Consider the following 24,331-nt stretch of genomic DNA (forward strand, 5'->3'; position numbering starts at 1 on the left):
GTGTGGTTCATCGGCTGGCGGCTTTCCTGGGGAAACGTCAGTCATAAATGCGCGTGATGCAGGTACGTTTACTCACTGAATCAGTGGGTGGCCGTCTGACAGACCGCCGCTACATAAAAACAAAGCCAGGGCGTCACTTCTATGAGCGTTAGCAATCCAACCCTGATCACGTTCGTGATCTACATCGCAGCAATGGTGCTGATCGGCTTAATGGCCTATCGCTCCACCAACAACCTTTCCGATTACATCCTGGGCGGTCGCAGCCTCGGTAGCGTGGTGACTGCCTTGTCAGCCGGTGCTTCCGATATGAGCGGCTGGTTGTTGATGGGCCTGCCGGGCGCGATCTACATGTCCGGCCTGTCGGAAAGCTGGATCGCCATCGGCCTGATCGTCGGTGCGTACCTCAACTGGCTGTTCGTGGCCGGTCGCCTGCGCGTGCAGACTGAGCACAACGGCGACGCCCTGACGCTGCCGGATTACTTTTCCAGCCGTTTCGAAGATAAAAGCGGCCTGCTGCGGATCATCTCCGCAGTAGTGATCCTGGTGTTCTTCACCATCTATTGCGCTTCCGGCATCGTGGCCGGTGCCCGCCTGTTCGAAAGCACCTTCGGCATGTCCTATGAGACCGCGCTGTGGGCCGGCGCTGCGGCGACGATTGCCTACACCTTCGTCGGTGGTTTCCTGGCCGTGAGCTGGACCGACACCGTACAAGCCACCCTGATGATCTTCGCGCTGATCCTGACGCCGATCATCGTGCTGCTGGCCACCGGTGGTATCGACACCACGTTCCTGGCGATCGAAGCGAAGAACCCCGACAACTTCAACATGCTGAAAAACACCAGCTTCATCGGCATCATCTCGCTGATGGGCTGGGGCCTGGGTTACTTCGGCCAGCCGCATATCCTCGCGCGCTTCATGGCGGCGGATTCGGTGAAGTCGATCGCCAACGCCCGTCGCATCTCCATGACCTGGATGATCCTGTGCCTGGGCGGCACCGTGGCCGTGGGCTTCTTCGGTATTGCCTACTTCTCGGCGCACCCGGAAGTGGCCGGCCCGGTCAACGAGAACCACGAACGTGTGTTCATTGAACTGGCCAAGCTGCTGTTCAACCCATGGATTGCGGGCGTTCTGCTGTCGGCGATTCTGGCGGCGGTCATGAGCACCCTGAGCTGCCAATTGCTGGTGTGCTCCAGCGCCCTGACCGAGGACTTCTACAAGACCTTCCTGCGCAAGAACGCCTCCCAGGTTGAACTGGTGTGGGTCGGCCGCGCCATGGTGCTGCTGGTGGCGTTGATCGCCATCGCCATGGCTGCCAACCCGAACAACCGCGTGTTGGGCCTGGTGAGCTACGCCTGGGCCGGCTTCGGCGCTGCGTTCGGCCCCGTGGTGCTGATCTCGGTGATCTGGAAACAGATGACCCGCAACGGCGCACTGGCTGGCATTCTGGTCGGCGCGATCACCGTGATCGTGTGGAAGCATTTCGAATTGCTGGGCCTGTACGAAATCATCCCAGGCTTCATCTTCGCCAGCCTGGCGATCTACATCGTCAGCAAGCTGGGCGCGCCGACTGCGGGTATGGTTGAGCGGTTTGATGCTGCGGAGAAAGACTACAACCTCAACAAGTAATCGGTAGGTTTTGGCGACTCGTTGAAATGAAACAGGCCCGCATTTTTGAATGTCGGGCCTTTTTTATGAAAACAATGCGTCGCGGGCGGGTGCTTACAAGCTCAATTGGTTACGGAAATGAAAGATCGTTGTGCCTGCAACGCCGAGTAGCCCGATGAATGCTGTTCCATGAAGAGCAAATTTCAGGCGGCTCGGAAACGCCTCAACCTGCTGTAAATCAACGATGCCACGTTTTGCATTCCATCGCGGCAGAGCGATTGCAACATAGACCACACATAGCCTGCCCAACCTGCCGCGTAGGGAGTTGCTCAACAGGTGTTTGTAAGTATTCAAGAGGCTGCACTGATCCAAGTAGCGTTCCATCCTCTCTAATTTTCGATAGGCCAGAAATAGATCGAGAATAACCGCTATGAGCATTGCAGCCGCTGACCCAAGTGCTATTTGGTCTTTTGTTGGTAGATTGAGGAAGTACTCAATATTCATACAGAACCTCTCCCGCCGTAGCACCAATTTCGCTACCCCAGCTCCCAAAAACAGCGCCTCCGACTCCGCCGGCTATCAAAAGACAGCTCAAGGCGACTGGCCCGGTTGTAGGGGCCATTACGGCTACACACAAGCCCATTCCTATCTGACCTCCAAGGATTCCTCCTGCCACGCCGAAGGTTAATTTACCTGCCTCCACATACTTTGCTTTCCTGCACTGTTCCTCTCTCCCAGTGGAACACGCCTCCTTGATCTCCAACGCCGTTGCAGTCGTACTCAGCGCGATGCCCAGCGGCGTGCCTTTTTTCAGCAGTTTTGCCGTCTTCGAAACCCGCGCAATCGTTTCGCTGTACCTCTTTATCTCTCCGCTGTGCAAATAGCTCTTGGTCGAGATTCCCAGCATTTTTTTGATCGAACCTTCATTGCGTAGCCCTGTGCCGTAACGCGCAAAACTACGCATTTGCGCGTCCAGTTTGGCAAACAGGGTTTGGCGTCGAGCGAGGAACTCATCTCGCGCAGCGCCGCCACCCCGACGCAGGAATTGTTTGTGCAGTGCATCAATTTCTTCGAGGGTCTTTGCAATGTTTTGCAAGTGTCGGCTCCAGGCATCACCTGCGGTGCCTATCCCCAGCGAAGCGTAGCCCAGCAGTTTTTTCAGCAAGTCATAGTTGTGCAGTGCAAAGGCATCCCCACCTTCGGCCATGACGCTATGCCGAATATCCCAGGCGGCTCGCATCAAGTGTGACTCTTGCGGGGTGCAGATCGCAGTGGTTTCGTCACCGATGATCACTAACTGCCCTGGCAGTACGACAACATTGCGAATGTGGGTATTGAGGGTGTCGAATTTGGTTTCGGCGTATGGGCTCAAGCGCAAACTTGCCTTGAGCTCCACCGAGGTTTGTTGGCGGTCATTGATGAAGGCATAGGGCTGAGGCATTAGCGACTCCCCAGCCATGGTGATCGGTTCGAAGGGAGGTCATTGCTTGCCATGGGAACAGTCCTTTTTGAATAAGCATGGCTGCGCAATTTAAAGAGCGGTTCGAGCGGTGTCGTGGTTTTGGCGGGGGATTTTTCGGTGGTTTTTGGTTTTTGGGAAAAGGGCTACTGAGTTGCGGTAGGTTTCCGACAGAGGCGTGAATTTTCACTGCCTTTACGCCGACGACCTTGCGGCACAAGGTCGCCTGCTATGCGCACCATGCAAATGCCATGGCGCGCGGGCCGATGATCAGGCCTCAAACGTGAGTAGCAGCCAGCGCCTGTTGCAGATCCTCGATCAAATCTTCAATCGCCTCAATGCCCACCGACAGGCGAATCATCTCCGGCTTCACGCCGGCCTTGGCCTGTTCCTGCTCGTTCATTTGGCGATGGGTGGTGGACGCCGGGTGGCAGGCCAGGGATTTGGCGTCGCCGATGTTCACCAGGCGTTTGAAGATTTGCAGGGCGTCGTAGAAGCGTACACCGGCTTCGTAGCCGCCCTTCAGGCCAAACGACAGGATCGCCGACGGTTTGCCCTGCATGTATTTCTGCGCCAGTGCGTGGTGCGGATGATCGGGCAGGCCGGCGTAGCTGACCCACTCGACTTCGGCGTGATCTTGCAGGAACTGCGCGACCTTCAGGGCGTTCTCGGTATGGCGTTCCATGCGCAGGGCCAGGGTTTCCAGGCCTTGCAGCAGCAGGAAGGCGTTCATCGGCGCCAGCGCTGCGCCGGTGTTGCGCAGCGGCACGGTGCGGGCGCGGGCGATGAAGGCGGCGGGGCCGAATTTTTCGGTGTAGACCACGCCGTGGTAAGCCGGCTCGGGCTGGTTGAGGCCGGGGAATTTTTCCGCGTGTTTCGTCCAGGGGAACGTGCCGCTGTCGACAATTACGCCGCCCAGGGAGTTGCCATGGCCGCCGACGTATTTGGTCACCGAATGCACCACGATATCGGCGCCGAACTGGATCGGTTTGCACAGGATCGGCGTGGCCACGGTGTTGTCCACCATCAGCGGTACGCCACGGGCGTGGGCCACATCGGCCAGGGCTTCGATGTCGATGATATTGCCTGCCGGGTTACCGATGCTCTCGCAGTAGACCAGCTTGGTGTTGTCGTCGATCAGTTCGGCGATGGCGGCGGCGGAATCGTCGCGGGCGAAGCGCACATCGACGCCGAAGCTCGGCAGCAGGTGGGCGAACAGGGTGTAGGTGCCGCCGTAGAGCTGCGGCGTGGTGACGACATTGTCACCGGCGCGGGTCAGCGTCTGGATCGCATAGTGAATCGCTGCGCTGCCGGCGGACACGGCCAGCGCGGCGATACCGCCTTCGAGCGCGGCCATGCGCTGTTCCAGCACATCGTTGGTCGGGTTCATGATCCGCGTGTAGATATTGCCGGGCACGTCCAGGTTGAACAGGTCGGCGCCGTGCTGGGCGTTATCGAATTCGAAGGCGACGTTCTGATAGATCGGCACCGCGACGGCCTTGGTGGTCGGGTCGGACTTGAAGCCGTGGTGCAGGGCGATGGTGGCGTCTTTCATGGTTTTTGTTGACCTCCTTGGTTTTTAAGGGCGCCCCCGGGCAGGGTGGGAGCTGGCTTGGCTGCGATGGCATCATCGCGGAGTGCAGGTAATACCGCGTCGCTTGTGTCGCGGGCAAGCCCGCACATGCTGTAAGGATTAGATTGTTTTCACAAGGACGCCTGTCTTTGCGGCATAAGCACCGCCCGGCATGCGCCCCTGCACCTTTGCCCGTGTAGCAGGTAAACTTCGCCCCCTGCGCAGGAGCAACCATGAATTATCGTCACGCCTTTCACGCCGGCAACCACGCCGATGTCTTCAAACACCTGACCTTGACCCGCCTCATCGCCTTGATGTCGCGCAAGGAGCAGCCGTTCGCCTACCTCGACACCCATGCCGGCATCGGTCTGTACGACTTGCAGGGCGACCAGGCCAACCGCACCGGTGAATACCTGGAGGGCATCGCCCGCCTGTGGGGCAAGAGCGACCTGCCGCCATTGACCGCCGACTATATGCGCGTGCTGCACGAGATGAACCCGGATGGCCAATTGCGCTATTACCCAGGTTCGCCGGAACTGGCACGCCGCCTGACCCGTCCCCAGGATCGCGTGCTGCTCAATGAAAAGCACCCGGAAGACGGTGTGCTGCTCAAGGACAACATGAAGGGCGATCGGCGCGTCAAGGTTCACCTGGGCGAAGGCTGGCATGTGCCGCGCGCCATGCTGCCGGTGCAGGAAAAACGTGCGTTGATGCTGATCGATCCGCCGTTCGAGCAGCTCGACGAAATGCAGCGCTGCGCGGCGTCGCTCAAGGAAGCGGTCAGCCGCATGCGCCAGACGGTCGCGGCGATCTGGTACCCGGTGAAGGACCAGCGCATGTTGCGCCGTTTCTACCAGGACCTGGCCGGCACCGGTGCGCCGAAGTTGTTGCGCGTGGAATTGCTGGTGCATCCGCTGGACACACCCAACACCCTGACCGGTTCGGGCCTGGCGATTGCCAACCCGCCGTGGGGTTTGGAAGAGGAATTGCGTGAGCTGTTGCCGTGGCTGTCCAAGCAACTGGGCCAGACCCAGGGCGGGTGGCAGATGGATTGGCTGATTGCCGAGTAACCGAGTCTGGCGCAAATCAAAATGTGGGAGGGGGCAAGTCGAACCGTCGCACCGCCCCTCCCACATTTTTTAGATCGGGCAGGTCACGCCGGTGCCGCCGATCCCACAGTAGCCCTGCGGATTCTTCGCCAGGTATTGCTGGTGATACGCTTCGGCGAAGTACACCGTCGGGGCTTCGTCGATTTCCGTGGTGATGGTGCCCAGGCCGGCCTTGCTCAGCTCTTGCTGATACGCCTTGGCACTGGCCTGCGCCGCCGCCAATTGCTCCGGCGTGGTGGCGTAGATCACTGAACGGTACTGGCTGCCGATGTCATTGCCCTGGCGCATGCCTTGGGTCGGGTTGTGCAGCTCCCAGAACATCTTCAGCAAGTCTTCGTATTTCACCTTGGCCTGGTCATACACCACCAGCACCACTTCGCTATGGCCGGTCAGGCCCGAGCAGACTTCTTCGTAGGTCGGGTGCGGCGTGTAGCCGCCGGCATAACCGACCACGGTGCTGACCACGCCATCGCGCTGCCAGAATTTGCGTTCCGCGCCCCAGAAGCAGCCCAGGCCGAAGATCGCGAAGCCAACGTCTTCGGTGAATGGGCCGAGCAGCGGGTTGCCGTTGACAAAGTGTGTTTCCGGCAGCGTCATCGGAGTTTCGCGGCCAGGCAAAGCTTGTTCTGCAGTAGGAAGCACGTTTTTGTTCACCAGAATTTCCGAGCGCAAGACCATGAGCAGTCCTCTCGTCAGGTTGAGTTAACAGTAAAGAGTCAGACAGCCAGTGTGCCCGAGTGTTACAGCGCTGTCAGGCGATTGGCCCGCGAGGATAGCGTTTAAGCTTCTCGAGCAGCTCTGAACCGGGAATAGGCCGGTCGAACAGATAGCCCTGGCCGACGTCGCAACGGTGCCGACGCAGGAACGCCAACTGATCGGCGGTCTCGATGCCTTCGGCCACGACCTTGAGCTTGAGGTTGTGGGCCATGGCGATCACGGCGGAGGTGATTTCCATGTCGTCCTGGTTGTCCGGGATTTCGTGGATAAAGCTGCGATCGATCTTGATGATGTCGATCGGGAATTTTTTCAAGTAGCTCAGCGACGAGTAACCGGTGCCGAAGTCGTCCATGGCCAGGGTCAGCCCCAGGCGCTTCAACTGGTCCAGTTGCAGGCGGGTGTCCTCGGTGGCTTCCAGCAGCAGGCCCTCCGTCAACTCCAGCTCGAGCAGGTTGGCCGGCAGCTCTTCTTCTTTGAGGATCGCGGTAATCGAGGCCACCAGGTCCGGGTCGGAGAACTGCTTGGGCGACAGGTTGATCGCCACCTGCAGGTCGCCCAGGCCGGCGGCGCTCAGTTGCTTGCTCATGCGGCAGGCCTGGCGGGCGATCCATTTGCCGATGGGGATGATCAGGCCGGTTTCTTCGGCCACGCTGATGAACTGGTCGGGGCGGATCATGCCCTTTTCCGGGTGGTTCCAGCGCAGCAGCGCCTCCATGCCCAGCAAGCGGCCGCTGCGCAGGCACAGCTTGGGCTGGTAGAACACGTCCAGCTCGTTCTGGGTCAGGGCGCGGCGCAGGTTGTTTTCCACGAACAGCTTGTAGCTGGCCTCGGCGTTCAGTGCTTCGGTAAACACCTGCACCTGGTGTTTGCCGTTGGCTTTGGCCTTGTGCAGGGCTAACCCGGCGTTGCGCATCAGGGTTTGCGGGTCGCGGCCATGCAGCGGCGCGCAGGCCAGGCCCACGGAGCCGGTGACGCTGATCAATTGGTTGTCGACGAACATCGGCTTGTCGAGGGTCGCGAGCAGTTGGCTGGCGACGAACTGGCCGCTCTCCAGGTCGGTCTCGTCGAGCAATACCGCAAACTCGTTACTGGCAAAGCGCGCCAGGCTGCCGCCGGCGCTGAGGCTGTTGCGCAGGCGCCGGGCCAGGCTGATCAGCAGCTTGTCGCCGGTCTGGTGGCCGAGGCTGTCGTTGATCCGCTTGAAGTTGTCGATGTCCACCAGTAACAGGCAGATCGGGCTGTCGCTGTCGCGGGCAAAGCGTTCGTCGAGGTTGCGGATGAACGCCGGGCGGTTGCCCAGGTTGGTCAGGTTGTCGGTGTAGGCCAGGCGCTCGATGCGCTGCTGCGCCAGCTTGGTCTGGGTGATGTCTTCATAGATGCCGATGTAGTGGGTCAGCTCGCGATTGTCGCCATAGACCTTGGAGATCGACAGTTGGCCCCAATAGGGTTCCAGGTTCTTGCGCCGGCTTTTGAATTCACCCTGCCAACTGTTGCTCTGGGCCAGGCTCGACGGCGCGTCGAACAGCAGCTCGCTGAGGTTCTCCAGCGCCGGCAATTGCGCCAGGCGGTGGCCGTGGACCTCTTCGGTGCTGTACTGGGTGATCGCGGTAAAACTGGGATTGACGTACTCCACCACGCCATCGCGATTGACCAGCAGGAAGGCGTTGGCGCTTTGTTCCACCGCGCGCTGAAACAGGTGCAGCGCGCTGGTGGCGGTACGGCGGTTGTGGTTGTTGATCACTTGCGCGAACTGATCCGCCAGCTCGCCGGCAAAGGCAATTTCGTCGGACTGCCAGACGCGTGTGTCGCCGCCTTGTTCCAGGCACAACACGCCAACGACCTGACCATCGACGCGGATGCTCGCGTCGAGCATTGCATGTATGTCTTTGGCCTGCAGGGATTCGGCCATTTCGCGGGTGCGTGGGTCGTACTTGACGTTGCTGGCGTCGATCGCCCGGCTGGTTTGCAGGGCTTCGAGGTAGTCCGGAAAGCCGCTGGCATCAATCGGCTCGGGCAAGTGGTGCTGCTGATCGGTGCGGTAGTACGCCGAGATCGGCACCAGGCGCTGGTCTTCGAGGTTCCAGATGCTGGCGCAATCGATCTGGTAGATGTCGCAGGCGCTGCGGGTGATCAGCTCGGCGGCTTCCTGCAGCGAATTGTTCGTGGTGTAGCGCTGGCGGGCGAGCAGCAGGATCAACGCTTGCTGGGCGCGTACCCTCTCCAGGTGCAGCAACTGTTCCTGTTGCGCGCGCTGGTTGAGTTCCAGGGCGATCTGCAGGCGGCTGTTCTGGCTTTCCAGGTCTGCCGTTGGCGTAGTCGACGGACTCTCGCTGAATACGCCGTCGACCACCATCAGGTAGCCCCGCAGCAGGTGGCGATTGTGTTGTTTGTAGGCTTCGCCCATTTCCAGCAGGCTCAGGGGGCCGTCGTTGGTGTGCAGGGTGTAGCGCACCAGGTAATGAGGGCTCTCGGTCAGTTGCTGCTGGATTGCATCGTGCAGTTGATAGCGCGCCTGTGGCTCCATCAGGCTGGCGTAGGGCGAGCCGATCAAGGCGCACAGTTCAACCGCCGGCAGGCCGAATTGACGCTCGCAATTGGGGTCTAGGTAGAGCAGGGCCCAGCTTGCCTCATTCAACCGCTCGAAACGCAGCATACCGAGGCGCGAAGGCACCGGTAATTGCGTCACTACCTCGGCCGCCGTCCGGGCGACATCGGGTTGGCTTTTCATGGGGAAGCTCACTTGAAAAAACGCACTCGGCGCCGGGCTTTCGCCCTCTTTACTGTTGCCTGCCGCAAGGTTGCATCATGCAGACCGGGCTGACAAGAGAGGATGAAGGCTAAGTGCTATATGGTTTATATCGGCCGCGTGGGTGATTTCTGCAGTCGGGGTGACGGAAGGTGTACAAACCTGTTTATTTGTACAAAAAAAGCCCCGCCAAGTGGCGGGGTTGAGGAACGAGCGTGGCGCTCGGAAATCGATGCAATCAGGCCTCCCGGGTATCAGGGAGGCCTATCGCGGCTTACAGCAAGATGGTGCGGATATCGTTCAGCAGTTGGCTCAGGCGCTGCGTGAAGCGTGCAGCCGCCGCGCCATTGATCACACGGTGATCGTAGGACAACGACAGTGGCAACATCAGCTTCGGCTGGAACGCTTTACCGTCCCATACCGGCTGGATAGTCGCCTTGGAAACACCCAGGATCGCCACTTCCGGCGCGTTGACGATTGGCGTGAAGCCAGTACCGCCAATGTGGCCGAGGCTGGAGATGGTGAAGCACGCGCCTTGCATGTCGTCGGCGGTGAGCTTCTTGTCGCGGGCCTTGGCAGCCAGCGCAGCGGCTTCGGCAGCCAGTTGCAGCAGGCTCTTCTGGTCGACGTTCTTGATGACCGGTACCAGCAGGCCATCCGGGGTGTCGACGGCAAAGCCGATGTGAACGTACTTCTTGCGAATGATCGCCTTGCCGCTTGGCGCCAGCGAACTGTTGAAGTCCGGCAGCTCCTTGAGCAGGTGCGCGCAGGCCTTGAGCAGCAGTGGCAGCACGGTCAGTTTCACGCCGGCTTTCTCGGCCACGGCTTTCTGCGCAACGCGGAAGGCTTCCAGGTCGGTGATGTCGGCCTGGTCGAACTGGGTCACGTGCGGGATGTTCAGCCAGCTGCGGTGCAGGCTCGACGCGCCGATTTGCATCAGGCGGGTCATCGGCACTTCTTCGGTTTCGCCGAAGCGGCTGAAGTCCACGACCGGGATCGGCGGGATGCCCGCGCCACCGGTAGCGTTGCCGGCAGCCGGGGCTTCCTTGGCTTTTTGCATCATGGATTTGACGTAAACCTGCACGTCTTCCTTGAGCACTCGACCATGCGGGCCGGTGGCCGCGACGGCGTTCAACTCGACGCCGAATTCACGGGCCAGTTGGCGCACGGCAGGGCCGGCGTGAGCCTTGGCACCGCTTGGCGCCGGTGCAGCCGCCGGGGCCGGTGCGGCCTCGGCTTTTGCAGCCGGTGCCGGAGCAGCGGCAGCAGGGGCGGCTTCAGCCTTGGCCGCCGGCGCAGCGGCCGGTGCTGGAGCAGCAGCCGGCGCAGCGCCTTGGACTTTCAGCTTGAGGATGAAGTCGCCAGTACCGACTTCATCTTCCAGCTTGACCGCGATGCTTTCCACCACGCCGGCAGCCGGCGAAGGGATTTCCATGGAGGCCTTGTCGGACTCCAGGGTGATCAGCGACTGGTCGGCTTCGACGGTATCGCCGACCTTGACCAGCAGCTCGATGATCTTGGCCTTGCCCGACGAACCGATGTCCGGGACATGAATGTCCTGAACGGTGGCCGCAGCCGGTGCAGCAGCCGGGGCCGCTGGGGCCTCGGCGGCGGCAGCAGGTTTTTCAGCCGGCGCCGCTGCAGCAGCGGCAGCCGGGGCAGGGGCCGCATCGGCGGCGCCCTCGATTTCCAGCTCCAGCAGTTCGTCGCCTTCTTTCAGGCGATCGCCCAGCTTCACTTTCAGGCTTTTGACCACGCCGGCCTTGGGAGCAGGGATTTCCATGCTCGCCTTGTCCGATTCCAGGGTCAGGATGCTCTGGTCGGCTTCGACGGTGTCGCCGACCTTTACAAACAGCTCGATTACTTCACCTTCACCGCTGCCGATGTCAGGTACGCGAATGAGTTCGCTCACAAAAAGTCTCCTCAGCAGTCCAGTGGGTTGCGTTTTTCCGGGTTGATCCCGAACTTGACGATGGCGTCAGCCACCACCTTGGGTTCGATCTCACCACGGTCAGCCAAGGCTTCCAGGGCTGCCAACACCACGAAGTGACGGTCGACTTCGAAGAAGTGACGCAGCTTCTTGCGGCTGTCACTGCGGCCGAAACCGTCGGTGCCCAGGACTTTGAATTCCTTGGACGGGACCCACTGGCGAATCTGTTCAGCAAACAGCTTCATGTAGTCGGTGGACGCGATAACCGGACCCTTACGGCCAGTCAGGCATTCTTCGACGTAGCTCAGCTCAGGCTTCTGGCCCGGGTGCAGGCGGTTGTTGCGTTCTACGGCCAGGCCGTTGCGACGCAGTTCGTTGAAGCTGGTCACGCTCCACACGTCGGCGCCGACGTTGAATTCGTCACGCAGGATCTTCGCCGCTTCACGCACTTCACGCAGGATGGTGCCGGAGCCCATCAGTTGCACGTGGTGCGCTGCTTCCTTGGTGTCTTCTTCGAGCAGGTACATGCCCTTGATGATGCCTTCCTCGACACCGGCCGGCATGGCAGGTTGCTGGTAGGACTCGTTCATCACGGTGATGTAGTAGAAAACGTCCTGCTGCTCCTGGGTCATCTTCTTCATGCCGTCCTGGATGATCACCGCCAGCTCATAGCCGTAGGTTGGATCAAAGGTGCGGCAGTTCGGAATAGTGGCCGCCAGGATGTGGCTGTGACCGTCTTCGTGTTGCAGGCCTTCGCCGTTCAGCGTGGTGCGGCCGGCGGTGCCGCCGATCAGGAAGCCACGGGTACGGCTGTCGCCTGCTGCCCAGGCCAGGTCGCCGATACGCTGGAAGCCGAACATCGAGTAGAAGATGTAGAACGGCAGCATCGGCTGGTTGTGGCTGGAGTACGAGGTACCGGCAGCGATGAAGGAGCTCATGGCGCCCGCTTCGTTGATGCCTTCTTCGAGGATCTGGCCCTTCTTGTCTTCCTTGTAGAACATCACCTGGTCTTTATCGACTGGCTCGTAGAGCTGGCCGACGGAGGAGTAGATGCCCAACTGACGGAACATGCCTTCCATACCGAAGGTACGGGCTTCGTCCGGGATGATCGGCACGATGCGCGGACCGACTTCCTTGTCCTTGACCAGTTGCGCGAGGATTCGCACGAAGGCCATGGTGGTGGAGATTTCACGGTCGCCCGAGCCGTCGAGGATAGCCTTGAGGGTATCCAGCGCAGGTGTCGGGATGTTGAAGCTCTTGGCGCGGCGCTGTGGCACGAAACCGCCCAGTGCGGCACGACGCTCGCTCAGGTAACGGGCTTCGGCGCTGTTCGGCTCCGGCTTGAAGAACGGCAGGTTTTCCAGCTCTTCGTCCTTGACCGGGATGTCGAAACGGTCGCGGAACAACTTCAGGCTGTCGACATCGACTTTCTTGGTGTTGTGCGCGGTGTTCTTCGCTTCGCCGGCACCGGTGCCATAACCCTTGATGGTCTTGGCCAGGATGACAGTCGGTTGTTCTTTGTGGTTGACCGCTTCGTGGTACGCCGCGTAGACCTTGTACGGGTCGTGGCCGCCACGGTTGAGTTTCCAAATCTCGTCGTCGGACAGGTCGGCAACCATCGCCTTGAGTTCAGGCGTGTTGAAGAAGTGTTCACGCACGAACGCGCCGTCTTTGGCCTTGTAGTTCTGGTACTCGCCGTCGATGACTGCGTCCATGCGACGTTGCAGGATACCGTCGACGTCCTTGGCCAGCAGTGGGTCCCAGAAGCGGCCCCAGATGACTTTGGTCACGTTCCACTGAGCACCGCGGAACACGCCTTCGAGTTCCTGGATGATCTTGCCGTTGCCGCGAACCGGGCCGTCGAGGCGCTGCAGGTTGCAGTTGATGACGAAGATCAGGTTGTCCAGCTTCTCGCGGCCAGCCAGGGAGATGGCACCCAGGGATTCCGGCTCGTCGCACTCGCCGTCGCCCAGGAAGCACCAGACTTTCTGCTTGCCTTCAGGGATGAAGCCACGGGCTTCCAGGTACTTCATGAAGCGCGCCTGGTAGATCGCCTGGATCGGGCCAAGACCCATGGAAACCGTCGGGAACTGCCAGAATTCAGGCATCAGCCAAGGGTGCGGATAGGACGACAAGCCCTGACCGCCGACTTCCTGGCGGAAGTTGTTCATCTGTTCTTCGCTGATGCGACCTTCCATGAACGCACGGGCGTAGACGCCTGGCGAGGTGTGGCCCTGGAAGTAGATCAGGTCGCCACCGTGTTCGTCGGTCGGGGCCTGGAAGAAGTAGTTGAAGCCGATGTCATACAGGGTTGCGCTGGAAGCGAAGCTGGAGATGTGACCGCCCAGGTCAGAATCTTTCAAGTTCGTGCGCATTACCATCGCCATGGCGTTCCAACGTACCAGCGAGCGAATGCGGCGTTCCATGAACAGGTCGCCAGGCATGCGTGCTTCGTGGGTAACAGGGATGGTGTTGCGATATGGCGTGGTGATGGCGTAGGGCAGTTGCGAGCCACTGCGGGTCGCGAGTTCGCCCATACGGGTCATCAGGTAGTGAGCACGGTCTTCGCCTTCTTTGTCGAGAACCGATTCCAGGGCGTCCAGCCATTCCTGGGTTTCGACGGGATCGAGGTCTTGCATGGCTTGCTCCAGGGCGGAAAGGCTACCAGAATCGGTTGCCTGAAGTTTGCGACTGGCCTTGTGGGCAGACGACATAAATTCTTGGATGGCCGGAGGTTGCTCCGGCGTCCTGTAGTTTTACTACAAATCGTCGGCCATTTCAGCCTTTCGAATGTATATACGAGTAGTAAAACTACACAAGACTGAGCGGGTTGCTCAGTCAGTTAGGTGAGCATAATCGTTATTGTTGATCTTTTGCGAACAAGAAAAGGTAGAAGTTTAATGTTGCCTGCCAAAATTTATGAATTTTCAGCTATTTATAACTTTTGTTCGACAGTCCTTTACCGAGCGTGGTTCCTGCGTTCACTGCAACTAGCCCTTAACACGCCGATCAAGGATAGACCATGAGCCTTCCAACGCTGGCCGAACTGCCGACCATTCTCTTGCCGTTCGCTGATCGGGCGGTGCAGTCATTTCGTGACGCAGTGGCCGCGCTGGACGACGATCATGGCCTTTGCACGTGGACGCCGCAACGCTGGGCCGACTTCGCCCGCGTGTGCGCGGCCAGTGATTTCGTCATTGAACAGAGTGTTCGTGACCCTTTGATGTTGCTCGAATTGGTCGCCCGGGGCGAGCTGGACCGGGGCTTTGCGCCGGACGAGCTGTGCGGGCAAATCGCCGGCGCTGTGCAACAGGCTGAAACAGAAGATGAGCTGGGCCGCGTGCTGCGCCGCCAGCGCACGCGCCAGCAAGTGCGCATCATCTGGCGCGACCTGACCCGCCAGGCGGACCTGGTGCAAACCTGTCGCGACCTCTCCGACATGGCCGACGCCAGCATCGACCAGGCCTACCAATGGCTGTACCAACGCCATTGCGCACAGTTCGGCACGCCGACCGGGGGCCGCAGCGGCGAGCCGCAGCAGATGGTGATCCTCGGCATGGGCAAGCTCGGTGCGGTGGAGCTGAACCTGTCATCCGATATCGACTTGATCTTCGCCTACCCCGAAGGCGGCGAGACGGTGGGCGTGAAGCGCGCCCTGGATAACCAGGAGTTTTTCATTCGCCTCGGTCAAAAATTGATCAAGGCCCTCGACCCGATGACCGTCGACGGTTTTGTCTTTCGTGTCGACATGCGCCTGCGGCCCTATGGCTCGGCCGGCGCGCTGGTGCTCAGCTTCAATGCGCTGGAACAGTATTACCAGGACCAGGGCCGCGATTGGGAACGTTACGCCATGATCAAGGCGCGCGTCGTGGCCGGCGATCAGGTGGCCGGTGCGCAGTTGCTCGATATGCTGCGACCGTTCGTCTACCGCCGCTATTTGGACTTCTCCGCTATCGAAGCGCTGCGCACCATGAAGCAGCTGATTCAGCAGGAAGTGCGGCGCAAGGGCATGGCCGAAAACATCAAGCTCGGCTCGGGCGGCATCCGCGAAGTGGAATTTATCGCCCAGGCGTTCCAGCTGATCCATGGCGGGCGCGACCTCAGCCTGCAACAACGGCCGTTGCTCAAGGTGCTGGGCACCCTGGAAGGCCAGGGCTACCTACCACCGGCGGTGATCGCCGAGTTGCGCGATGGCTACGAATTCCTGCGTTACACCGAGCATGCGATCCAGGCGATTGCCGATCGCCAGACCCAGATGCTGCCGGACAGCCCCGAAGACCAGGCGCGCATTGCCTTTATGCTCGGCTTTGCCGATTGGGCCGCGTTCCATGAGCGCCTGATGTACTGGCGTGGGCGGGTGGACTGGCATTTCCGCCAGGTGATCGCTGATCCGGATGAAGAAGACGGCGAAGAAGGCGAATTGGTCGTCGGCGGGGAATGGTTGCCGTTATGGGAAGAGTCCCAGGACGAAGACGCGGCCTGCCGCCAATTGACCGAAGGCGGTTTCACCGACGCGCCCAAAGCGCTCAAAGCCCTGGCCGGCCTGCGCGGAAGCCCGCAACTGCGCGCCATGCAGCGCCTCGGTCGCGAGCGCCTGGATGCGTTTATCCCGCGCCTGCTGGCCCAGGCCGTCGAGCACGCCAGCCCGGACCTGGTGCTGGAGCGCGTATTGCCGCTGGTGGAAGCCGTCGCCCGTCGCTCGGCCTATCTGGTGTTGCTCACGGAGAACCCCGACGCCCTGCGCCGCCTGCTGACCCTGTGCGCCGCCAGCCCGTGGATCGCCGAACAGATCACCCGCTTCCCGCTGTTGCTCGACGAATTGCTCAACGAGGGCCGCTTGTTCAAACCGCCGTTGGCGCCGGAACTCGCCGCCGAATTGCGCGAACGCCTCACGCGCATCCCCGAAGATGACCTTGAGCAGCAGATGGAAGCCCTGCGGCACTTCAAGCTGGCCCACCGCCTGCGGGTGGCCGCCTCGGAAATCGCCGGCAGCCTGCCGCTGATGAAAGTCAGCGACTACCTGACCTGGCTCGCCGAAGCCATCCTCGAACAAGTGCTGGCCCTGGCCTGGCGCCAGACCGTCGCTCGCCACGGCGCGCCGCAACGGCTGGACGGCACCGTGTGCGATCCTGGGTTCATCATTGTCGGTTATGGGAAAGTCGGCGGCATCGAATTGGGGCATGGTTCGGACCTGGACCTGGTGTTTATCCATGACGGCGACCCGCAGGCCGAAACCGATGGCGCCAAGCCGATTGACGGCGCGCAGTTTTTTACGCGCCTGGGCCAGCGGATCATTCACTTGCTGACTACGCAGACCAACTCGGGGCAATTGTATGAAGTGGATATGCGCCTGCGACCTTCGGGCGCATCCGGTTTGCTGGTGAGTTCCCTCGGCGCCTTCGCGCGCTATCAGGAAAACGAGGCCTGGACCTGGGAGCATCAGGCGCTGATCCGCGCGCGGGTGCTGGTGGGCAGCCAGGATGTGGGCCGCGCCTTCGAGCAGGTGCGGGCCAAGGTGTTGGGCCGTGAGCGCGACCTGACGAAGCTGCGCCAGGAGGTCAGCGAGATGCGCGCCAAGATGCGCGACAACCTGGGGACCCGGGCCACGGCGGCCGGTACCGGCGCCAATGCCTTCGAACCCACGGCGGTGTTCGACCTCAAGCAGGACGCGGGAGGTATCGTCGATATTGAATTTATGGTGCAATACGCGGCTTTGGCGTGGTCTGCGCAACATCCATCGTTGCTGCGCTACACCGACAATATCCGCATTCTGGAGGGCCTGGAGCAGGTCGGGCTGATGCCCGCCGCCGATGCCCATTTGCTGCGCGAGGTGTATAAAGCCTACCGTTCCGCGGCTCACCGCCAGGCCTTGCAGAAAGAGGCCGGTACGGTTGCCGGGGATCAGTTCGCCGACGAACGGCGCCAGGTGATGCGAATCTGGCAGGCCCTGGGGTTAAGCTGACACTCGATTTAATGAGCGACGCCAATCTAATGTGGAAACCGGCTTTATGTGAGAGCGAGCCTGCTCGCGGTGCAGGCGCTACGGTCTGTCTATCAGGCCGCGGTGATGCTATCGCGAGCAAGCCCGCTGCCACACAATGCACGCCCTACAGTAATCATCGAGGCGGGGAGGCGTAAGCCTCCCCGCATCGTTTGTGGAAACTACATGAATATTCTGATCGTTGGGCCCAGTTGGGTCGGTGACATGGTGATGGCGCAGACACTGTTCCAGTGCCTGAAACAACGTCATCCCGACTGCCAAATCGACGTGCTCGCCCCTGAGTGGAGCCGGCCGATCCTTGAGCGCATGCCGCAAGTGCGCAAGGCCTTGAGCTTCCCGCTCGGCCATGGCGCCCTCGAACTGGCGACCCGCCGTCGCATCGGCAAATCCCTGGCCGGCCAGTACGACCAGGCGATCCTGTTGCCCAACTCGATGAAATCGGCGCTGGTGCCGTTTTTCGCCGGCATTCCCAAACGCACCGGTTGGCGCGGCGAGTTTCGCTACGGCTTGCTCAACGACGTGCGCAAGCTCGACAAGGCGCGCTACCCGCTGATGATCGAACGCTTCATGGCCCTGGCTTACGCGCCGGGTGCCGAGTTGCCGACGCCGTACCCGCGCCCGAGCCTGCAGATCGACCCGATCTCCCGCGACGCGGCCCTGGCCAAGTTCGGCCTGGCCCTCGACCGTCCGGTGCTCGCGCTGTGCCCCGGCGCCGAGTTTGGCGAGTCCAAGCGCTGGCCGTCGGAGCATTACGCCAAAGTCGCGGAGATGAAGATCCGCGAAGGCTGGCAGGTGTGGCTGTTCGGCTCGAAAAACGATCATGCGGTGGGTGAAGACATTCGCCAGCGCCTGATCCCCGGCCTGCGCGAAGAGGCGGTGAACCTCAGTGGCGACACCTCGCTGGCCGAGGCCATCGACTTGCTGTCCTGCGCGGATGCGGTGGTGTCCAACGACTCCGGGCTGATGCACGTCGCGGCGGCGTTGAACCGCCCGCTGGTCGCGGTGTACGGCTCGACTTCCCCAGGGTTTACGCCGCCGTTGGCCGACAAGGTCGAAGTGGTGCGCCTGGGCCTGGATTGCAGCCCGTGTTTTGACCGCACCTGCCGTTTCGGCCACTACAACTGCCTGCGCCAGTTGCTGCCGCAACCGGTCAGCGATGCCTTGCAGCGGTTGCAGGGCACAGTGGTCGAGGTTCACTGAGTTGCGGGTACTGGTAATCAAGACCTCATCCCTGGGCGACGTGATCCATGCGTTGCCGGCACTCACCGATGCAGCGCGGGCGATCCCGGGCATCCGGTTCGACTGGGTGGTGGAAGAAGGCTTCGCCGAGATCCCCACCTGGCACCCGGCGGTGGACAAGGTGATCCCGGTGGCGATACGCCGCTGGCGCAAAAACCTCTGGCAAACCTTCAAAAGTGGCGAATGGCGGCGCTTCAAGCAACGTATCCAGTCGACCAAATACGACCTGGTGATCGACGCCCAAGGCCTGCTGAAAAGTGCCTGGCTGACCCGCTACGTGCGTGCCCCGGTGGCCGGTTTCGACAAGAACTCCGCCCGTGAGCCGATCGCGGCGCATTTTTATTCACGGCGCCTGGCCGTAGCCCGTGGGCAGCACGCGGTGGAGCGCTTGCGTCAACTGTTCGCCGTGGCCCTCGGTTATGACTTGCCCAAGGCCTTGGGCGACTACGGCCTGAGTGTCGACAAGCTGCTCGGCCTGCCGCCGAAAAAACCCTTTGTGTTGTTGTTGCACGGCACCACCTGGGACACCAAGCACTGGCCCGAAGCCTACTGGCGCGAGCTGGCAGAACGCATGGGCCGCCTGGGCGTGGACGTGAAGTTGCCGTGGGGCAATGCCGCCGAAAAGGCCCGCGCCGAACGCCTGGCCCACGGCCTGGACAATGCCGAGGTGCTGCCCAAATTGAACCTGGCCGGCGTCGCCCGTGTTCTGGCTGGCGCCCGCGCCTGTGTCGCGGTAGACACCGGCCTCGGTCACCTGGCCGCAGCCTTGGACGTGCCGACCATTTCCCTGTTCGGCCCCACCAACCCAGGCCTGACCGGCGCCTACGGCAAGAGCCAGATTCACCTGGCCAGCGACTTCCCATGTGCGCCCTGCCTGCAAAAGCAGTGTACTTATCAACCCACGGCCGACGATCTGCGTCGGTTCGACCTCAAGCGCGAATCGCCCCTGTGCTTCACGCGGCTGAACCCCGAGCGTGTGGCGAGCCGGCTGAGCACGTTGTTACTGGCCGAGGAGATGCACTGATGCAACTGGCGTTTGTTCTGTACAAGTATTTCCCGTTCGGTGGCTTGCAGCGCGACTTCATGCGTATCGCCCTGGAGTGCCAGCAGCGCGGTCATCAGATCCGTGTCTACACCCTGATCTGGGAGGGCGATGTGCCGCCCGGCTTCGAAGTGCTGGTGGCGCCGGTCAAGGCGCTGTTCAACCATCGCCGCAACGAAAAACTCTACGCCTGGATTCAGGCCGACCTGGCCAAGCGCCCGGTGGATCGCGTGGTCGGCTTCAATAAAATGCCCGGGCTGGACCTGTACTTCGCCGCCGACGGCGTGTTTGAAGACAAGGCGCAAACCCTGCGCAACCCGATGTACCGCTGGTTCGGCCGCTACAAGCACTTTGCCGAGTACGAGCGCGCCGTCTTCGAACAGAGCGCCAAGACCCAGATCATGGTGCTCTCGGCCCATCAGCAGGAGTTGTTCACGCGCTACTACGGCACCCAGGCGCAACGCTTTCATTTGCTGCCGCCGGGCATCGCCCGTGACCGTCGCGCGCCGCCCGATGCCGCGCAGATTCGCGCGCAGTTTCGCGGTGAGTTCGGCCTGGCCGAGGATGATTTGCTGCTGGTGCAGATCGGTTCCGGCTTCAAGACCAAGGGCGTCGACCGCAGCCTCAAGGCCGTGGCCGCATTGCCGTCGGCGCTGAAGAAACGTACCCGGCTATTTGTAATCGGTCAGGACGACCCCAAAGTATTCCAGTTGCAGAGCGCCGCACTGGGCCTGGGTGAGCAGGTGCATTTCTTCAAGGGGCGCAGCGATATTCCGCGCTTTCTGTTGGGGGCCGACCTGTTGATCCACCCGGCCTACAACGAAGCCGCCGGCATGGTGCTGATCGAGGCGGTCGTCGCGGGCCTGCCGGTGCTGGTGAGCAAGGTCTGCGGTTACGCCTTCTATATCGACAAGGCCGGCAATGGCCGGGTGTTGGACGAACCGTTCGAACAGGCTCAGCTCAATCAATACCTGGTCGATATGCTCGACGATCCACAAGCGCGCGCGACCATGAGTCGCAATGGTCTGGCCTTCGCCGAGACGGCCGACCTCTATAGCATGCCGCAGTACGCTGCGGACCTGATTCTGGCGGAGCCGAACCGATGAAGTTGATGCTTGCCGAACCGTTCAAGACCCTCTGGGCCGGACGCGATGCGTTCGCTGAAGTCGAGAAACTGGACGGCCTGGTGTACCGCGAACTGGACGCCCGTCGAACCTTGCGCACTGAGGTCGAGGGGCGCGGTTATTTCGTGAAGATCCACCGAGGTATCGGCTGGGCCGAAATCCTCAAGAACCTGATCACCGCGAAGTTGCCGGTATTGGGCGCCGGCCAGGAATGGCTGGCGATCCAGCGCTTGCAGCACGTCGGCGTGCCGACCATGACCGCCGTGGCCTATGGCGAAAAGGGCAGCAACCCGGCCGATCAGCATTCGTTTATCGTCACCGAGGAGCTGGCGCCTACCGTCAGCCTCGAAGACCTGAGCATGGACTGGCTCAAGCAACCGCCATCGCCGGTCATCAAGCACGCGCTGATCGCCGAAGTGGCGCGCATGACCGGTATGATGCACCGCGCCGGGGTCAACCATCGCGACTGCTACATCTGCCATTTCCTGCTGCACACAGACAAGCCGCTGGTGGCCGACGACTTCAAGTTGTCGGTGATCGATCTGCACCGTGCGCAGGTACGCTCGAAGATCCCGTTGCGCTGGCGCAACAAGGACCTGGCAGCGCTGTATTTCTCGGCGCTGGATATCGGCCTGACCCGGGGCGACAAACTGCGCTTTCTCAAGGGCTACTTTCAACAGCCGTTGCGCCAGATTCTTGCCGAAGAGGCCGCGCTGCTGCAGTGGCTGGAGCGCAAGGCAGCCAAGCTCTACGCACGCAAACAACGTTACGGGGATGCGCTCTGATGGCGGGTTGGAACCTGGAGCCCGCATACGCTGCCCTGGCGGATGATTTTGGCAGCCTTGAAGCCGTGTTCGCCCTGCAAGGCGAGCGGCTGACCCGCGACCCGCTGTCGGAAGTGATCCGGGTGGAGCGCGGCGGGGTCAATTATTACGTGAAGCGCTATGTCGGTGCCGGCAAGGGCCTGCGCCGCTACCTGGGCAGGCCGCGGGTGAAGTCCGAATGGCAGAACCTCAAGCGTTTCGCCAAGTGGGGCATTCCCACCGCCGACGTGGTCGCCTGGGGCTTGGAGCGCAATGGCCTGGCGTATGCCCGGGGTGCATTGATCACCCGTGAGTTGCCCAAGACCCAGGACATGTCGGTGCTGGCCGAGCGCAACGATGTGCGCCTCAAAGACCCCAGGTGGGTCGATGCGGTCAGCCGCCAGCTCGCCGAATACACGCGCATCATGCACGATCATCACTTTACCCATAACGACTTGAAGTGGCGCAACCTGCTGATCGACGACCAGCGCACCCTGTACCTGATCGATTGCCCCAACGGCGACTTCTGGCGCGGGTTCTGGCTCAAATACCGCATCACCAAAGACCTGGCCTGCCTGGACAAGGTGGCCAAGTATCACCTGTCGGCCACCCAGCGCCTGCGCTTCTACCTGCAATACCGCGATCGCACGCACCTGAGTGCGTCGGACAAACAGCGAATTCGCCATGTGGTGAAGTTTTTCGAGGGACGCGAATGAGTGATTTCCTGGCGGCCGAAGACCGCGCTCTGCTGGAGCGCAACGGTCTGGCCAGTTTCGACGCCCTGTGGGCCAAGCAACTGGACGCGGTGGACGAGCCGAACACCAGCCGTGGCGGCTGGAGCAGCGTGTTTCGCCTGGAACTCGACGGCCACGGTTATTACCTCAAGCGCCAGAGCAACTACCTCACGCGCAGCTTGCACCGGCCGTTTGGCGAACCGAGTTTTTCCCGCGAGTTTCGCAACATCAGCCGTTATCGCACGCTGGGTATCCCGGCATTGCAGGCGGCGTTCTACGGTGAGCGCAAAGTCGCTGGCGAGCACCGCGCAATGCTGCTGACCCGTGCCCTGGACGGCTGGAATGACCTGGACTCGTTGCTCGAGCAGTGGTCGCAACTGAGCGACGTCCAGCATCGTGCGATCCTGCTGGCCTGCGGCCAATTGGCGCGCCGTCTGCACGGCGTGGGTCAGGTCCACGGGTGTTTTTACCCCAAGCATATTTTCCTGCAGGCCACTGGCGACGGTTATGCCGCGCAGTTGATCGACCTGGAGAAAACCCGTCCGCTGCTGTTTGGTTGGCGTGACCGGGTCAAGGACCTTGAGCCGCTGTTGCGCCGTGCGCCGCAGTGGTCGGATGCGCAAATTCGTCACCTGCTGGCGGCGTATCTGGAGCAACCTGAAGACAGCCCGCTGGTCGCCACCTGGCAGCAGCGCCTGACCGCCCGCCGCAGCCATAAGGAGAACCGCTGATGCGTTTATCCGCGCTGAAAAATGCCGGCCGCACGCCGAGCCTACCGATGACGATCGAACTGGCGGACGCGGCGGGCCCCGGCCAACTGCAATTGCTCAGCCTGTTGCGCGTGCTGCCGGGCCAGCGCTATGTGGGCGCGGGCGTCTGGCGCGGTCGCACGGTGTTGGCCAAGTTGTTGGTGGGCAGCAAGGCGGCGCGGCATTTTCAGCGTGAGCTCAAGGGCGTGCGCTTGCTGGCCGAACAAGGCCTGACCACGCCGCTGCTGCTGGCCGATGGTTTGCAGGAAGGCGAGGGCGGCTGGCTGCTGTTTGAGTTTATCGACGGCGCCGAAAGCCTGGCCGATGCCTGGCAGGCGGTTGAAGGCCTGCCGCCGTTGGCCGATGAGCAGACCGCCGTGCTCGCTGAAGCGCTGGGCGCGATTGCCCGCATGCACGCCAAGGGCCTGTGGCAGGAAGACCTGCACCTGGACAACCTGCTGCGCCAGGGTGGCAAGCTGTACCTGATCGATGGTGCCGGGATCTGCGTGGAACAGGCGGGCCAGCCGCTGTCGCGCAACCGGGTGCTGGAAAACCTCGGCGTGTTTTTCGCCCAGTTGCCGAAAAACCTCGCGCCGTTTACCGAAGAATTGCTGGTGTATTACTTGCTGAGCAACGGCGAGCACGCGTTACCGCTGGAAGCCCTGGAGAAACAGGTGCGCAAGGTCAGCACCTGGCGCCTGAAGGACTTCCTCGACAAGGTCGGCCGCGAATGCACGCTGTTCAGCGTCGTGCGCGGCGCGTTTGGCTTGCGGGCGATCCGTCGCGAGGAAGAGCCCGCGATGCTGCCGGTACTGGAACAGGCCGATGCGTTGCTCGAGCAGGGGCATTTGTACAAGACCGGCGGTGCGGCCAGTGTGGCCAAGGTCGAGGTGGCCGGCCGCCCGCTGGTGATCAAACGTTACAACATCAAGGGCTTCGCCCATTGGCTCAAGCGTTTCTGGCGCCCGAGCCGCGCCTGGCATTCCTGGCGCGAAGGCAATCGCCTGGCGTTCCTCGGCATTGCCACGCCCAAGCCGCTGGCCGTGCTGGAAAAACGTTTTTTCTGGCTGCGCAGCCGTGCTTACCTGGTCACTGAATACCTGCCAGGACCGGACATTATCGAACGTTTCGCGCCGTATGTGGAGCAGGGCGACGCGCCTGAAAACGAACTGCTGGCGCTGGACCAGCTGTTCGCCGAGCTGATCCGCGAGCGCATCAGCCATGGCGATTTCAAGGGTCACAACCTGTTCTGGCACGACGGCCGCTGGGCCTTGATCGACCTCGATGCGATGTGCCAGCACCGCTCCGACGCCAGCTTCGCCCCAGCGTTCGCCAAGGATCGCGCGCGCTTCATGCGTAATTGGCCGCAAGACAGCGCGCTGTATCAGGTCATCGATCAGCGTTTACCGAGGGAGGTCGGCGGCGCCGGTTGAAGCGGGCCTATCGGGGCAAGCCCCCGCTAAGCCTCCTTGACGCTTGCCGCTAACAGCTTCTATCTGC

General features: G+C 61.6%; 17 protein-coding genes. 10 read left to right on the forward strand and 7 right to left on the reverse strand.

Annotated features, from left to right (window positions below; translation table 11 throughout):
- Positions 1-141 precede the first annotated feature (141 nt).
- Positions 142-1,626, forward strand: coding sequence for a sodium/proline symporter PutP (putP, locus tag U5A08_RS02285; protein ID WP_253392973.1), 1,485 nt, complete (start codon positions 142-144; stop codon positions 1,624-1,626).
- A gap of 93 nt (positions 1,627-1,719) precedes the next feature.
- On the opposite strand, the gene U5A08_RS02290 is transcribed toward putP, so the two are convergent.
- The 3 genes from U5A08_RS02290 to U5A08_RS02300 form a co-directional block, all read right to left on the reverse strand.
- Positions 1,720-2,109, reverse strand: coding sequence for a hypothetical protein (locus U5A08_RS02290; RefSeq protein WP_321850110.1), 390 nt, complete (start codon positions 2,107-2,109; stop codon positions 1,720-1,722).
- Positions 2,099-3,046 carry a hypothetical protein gene (locus tag U5A08_RS02295; RefSeq protein WP_321850111.1) on the reverse strand — a complete coding sequence of 316 codons (948 nt, stop codon included), beginning with the start codon at positions 3,044-3,046 and terminating at the stop codon, positions 2,099-2,101. The genes U5A08_RS02290 and U5A08_RS02295 overlap by 11 nt, the downstream gene beginning before the upstream one ends.
- A 295-nt stretch (positions 3,047-3,341) precedes the next feature.
- A complete protein-coding gene (locus tag U5A08_RS02300; protein ID WP_253392984.1) occupies positions 3,342-4,619 on the reverse strand; it encodes an O-acetylhomoserine aminocarboxypropyltransferase/cysteine synthase family protein in 1,278 nt (425 codons plus the stop codon).
- Positions 4,620-4,870: 251 nt separating this feature from the next.
- Here U5A08_RS02300 and U5A08_RS02305 point away from each other — a divergent pair, with 251 nt between their 5' ends.
- Complete coding sequence (locus U5A08_RS02305; protein WP_247397281.1) at positions 4,871-5,707, forward strand: 23S rRNA (adenine(2030)-N(6))-methyltransferase RlmJ; 837 nt, start codon at positions 4,871-4,873, stop codon at positions 5,705-5,707.
- A gap of 69 nt (positions 5,708-5,776) precedes the next feature.
- Here the strand turns inward: U5A08_RS02305 and msrA are convergent, their stop codons facing one another.
- The 4 genes from msrA to aceE all read right to left on the reverse strand — a co-directional run bounded on the left by msrA (position 5,777) and on the right by aceE (position 13,778).
- Complete coding sequence (gene msrA, locus U5A08_RS02310; RefSeq protein WP_253392986.1) at positions 5,777-6,424, reverse strand: peptide-methionine (S)-S-oxide reductase MsrA; 648 nt, start codon at positions 6,422-6,424, stop codon at positions 5,777-5,779.
- A 73-nt stretch (positions 6,425-6,497) separates the two neighbouring features.
- Positions 6,498-9,191 (reverse strand): putative bifunctional diguanylate cyclase/phosphodiesterase, encoded by a 2,694-nt coding sequence (locus tag U5A08_RS02315; protein ID WP_321850115.1) that lies wholly within the window; start codon positions 9,189-9,191, stop codon positions 6,498-6,500.
- A gap of 292 nt (positions 9,192-9,483) precedes the next feature.
- Entirely contained in the window at positions 9,484-11,121 is a 1,638-nt protein-coding gene (gene aceF, locus U5A08_RS02320) for a dihydrolipoyllysine-residue acetyltransferase (protein WP_253392990.1), read from the reverse strand.
- 11 nt (positions 11,122-11,132) lie between these two features.
- Positions 11,133-13,778 (reverse strand): pyruvate dehydrogenase (acetyl-transferring), homodimeric type, encoded by a 2,646-nt coding sequence (aceE, locus tag U5A08_RS02325; protein WP_253392992.1) that lies wholly within the window; start codon positions 13,776-13,778, stop codon positions 11,133-11,135.
- Positions 13,779-14,161: 383 nt separating this feature from the next.
- Here aceE and glnE point away from each other — a divergent pair, with 383 nt between their 5' ends.
- The 8 genes from glnE (at position 14,162) to U5A08_RS02365 (ending at position 24,264) form a co-directional block, all read left to right on the forward strand.
- Positions 14,162-17,101: a bifunctional [glutamate--ammonia ligase]-adenylyl-L-tyrosine phosphorylase/[glutamate--ammonia-ligase] adenylyltransferase gene (gene glnE, locus U5A08_RS02330; protein ID WP_321850118.1), complete on the forward strand. Its 2,940-nt coding sequence runs from the start codon at positions 14,162-14,164 to the stop codon at positions 17,099-17,101.
- A gap of 204 nt (positions 17,102-17,305) precedes the next feature.
- Positions 17,306-18,340: a lipopolysaccharide heptosyltransferase II gene (waaF, locus tag U5A08_RS02335; RefSeq protein ID WP_253392996.1), complete on the forward strand. Its 1,035-nt coding sequence runs from the start codon at positions 17,306-17,308 to the stop codon at positions 18,338-18,340.
- 1 nt (position 18,341) lies between these two features.
- Positions 18,342-19,403: a lipopolysaccharide heptosyltransferase I gene (gene waaC, locus U5A08_RS02340; RefSeq protein WP_253393006.1), complete on the forward strand. Its 1,062-nt coding sequence runs from the start codon at positions 18,342-18,344 to the stop codon at positions 19,401-19,403.
- On the forward strand, positions 19,403-20,527 hold the full coding sequence (locus tag U5A08_RS02345; protein WP_247407631.1) for a glycosyltransferase family 4 protein: 1,125 nt from the start codon (positions 19,403-19,405) through the stop codon (positions 20,525-20,527). The genes waaC and U5A08_RS02345 overlap by 1 nt, the downstream gene beginning before the upstream one ends.
- Positions 20,524-21,330 (forward strand): lipopolysaccharide core heptose(I) kinase RfaP, encoded by an 807-nt coding sequence (gene rfaP / locus U5A08_RS02350; RefSeq protein WP_253393008.1) that lies wholly within the window; start codon positions 20,524-20,526, stop codon positions 21,328-21,330. Before U5A08_RS02345 ends, rfaP begins: the two co-directional genes overlap by 4 nt.
- A complete protein-coding gene (locus U5A08_RS02355; protein ID WP_253393010.1) occupies positions 21,330-22,064 on the forward strand; it encodes a lipopolysaccharide kinase InaA family protein in 735 nt (244 codons plus the stop codon). Before rfaP ends, U5A08_RS02355 begins: the two co-directional genes overlap by 1 nt.
- Complete coding sequence (locus tag U5A08_RS02360) at positions 22,061-22,813, forward strand: lipopolysaccharide kinase InaA family protein (protein WP_253393012.1); 753 nt, start codon at positions 22,061-22,063, stop codon at positions 22,811-22,813. Before U5A08_RS02355 ends, U5A08_RS02360 begins: the two co-directional genes overlap by 4 nt.
- Positions 22,813-24,264, forward strand: coding sequence for a lipopolysaccharide kinase InaA family protein (locus U5A08_RS02365; protein ID WP_321850124.1), 1,452 nt, complete (start codon positions 22,813-22,815; stop codon positions 24,262-24,264). Before U5A08_RS02360 ends, U5A08_RS02365 begins: the two co-directional genes overlap by 1 nt.
- Positions 24,265-24,331: the final 67 nt, after the last annotated feature.

The organism is Pseudomonas paraveronii, assembly GCF_963681955.1.
GTDB lineage: Bacteria > Pseudomonadota > Gammaproteobacteria > Pseudomonadales > Pseudomonadaceae > Aquipseudomonas > Aquipseudomonas paraveronii.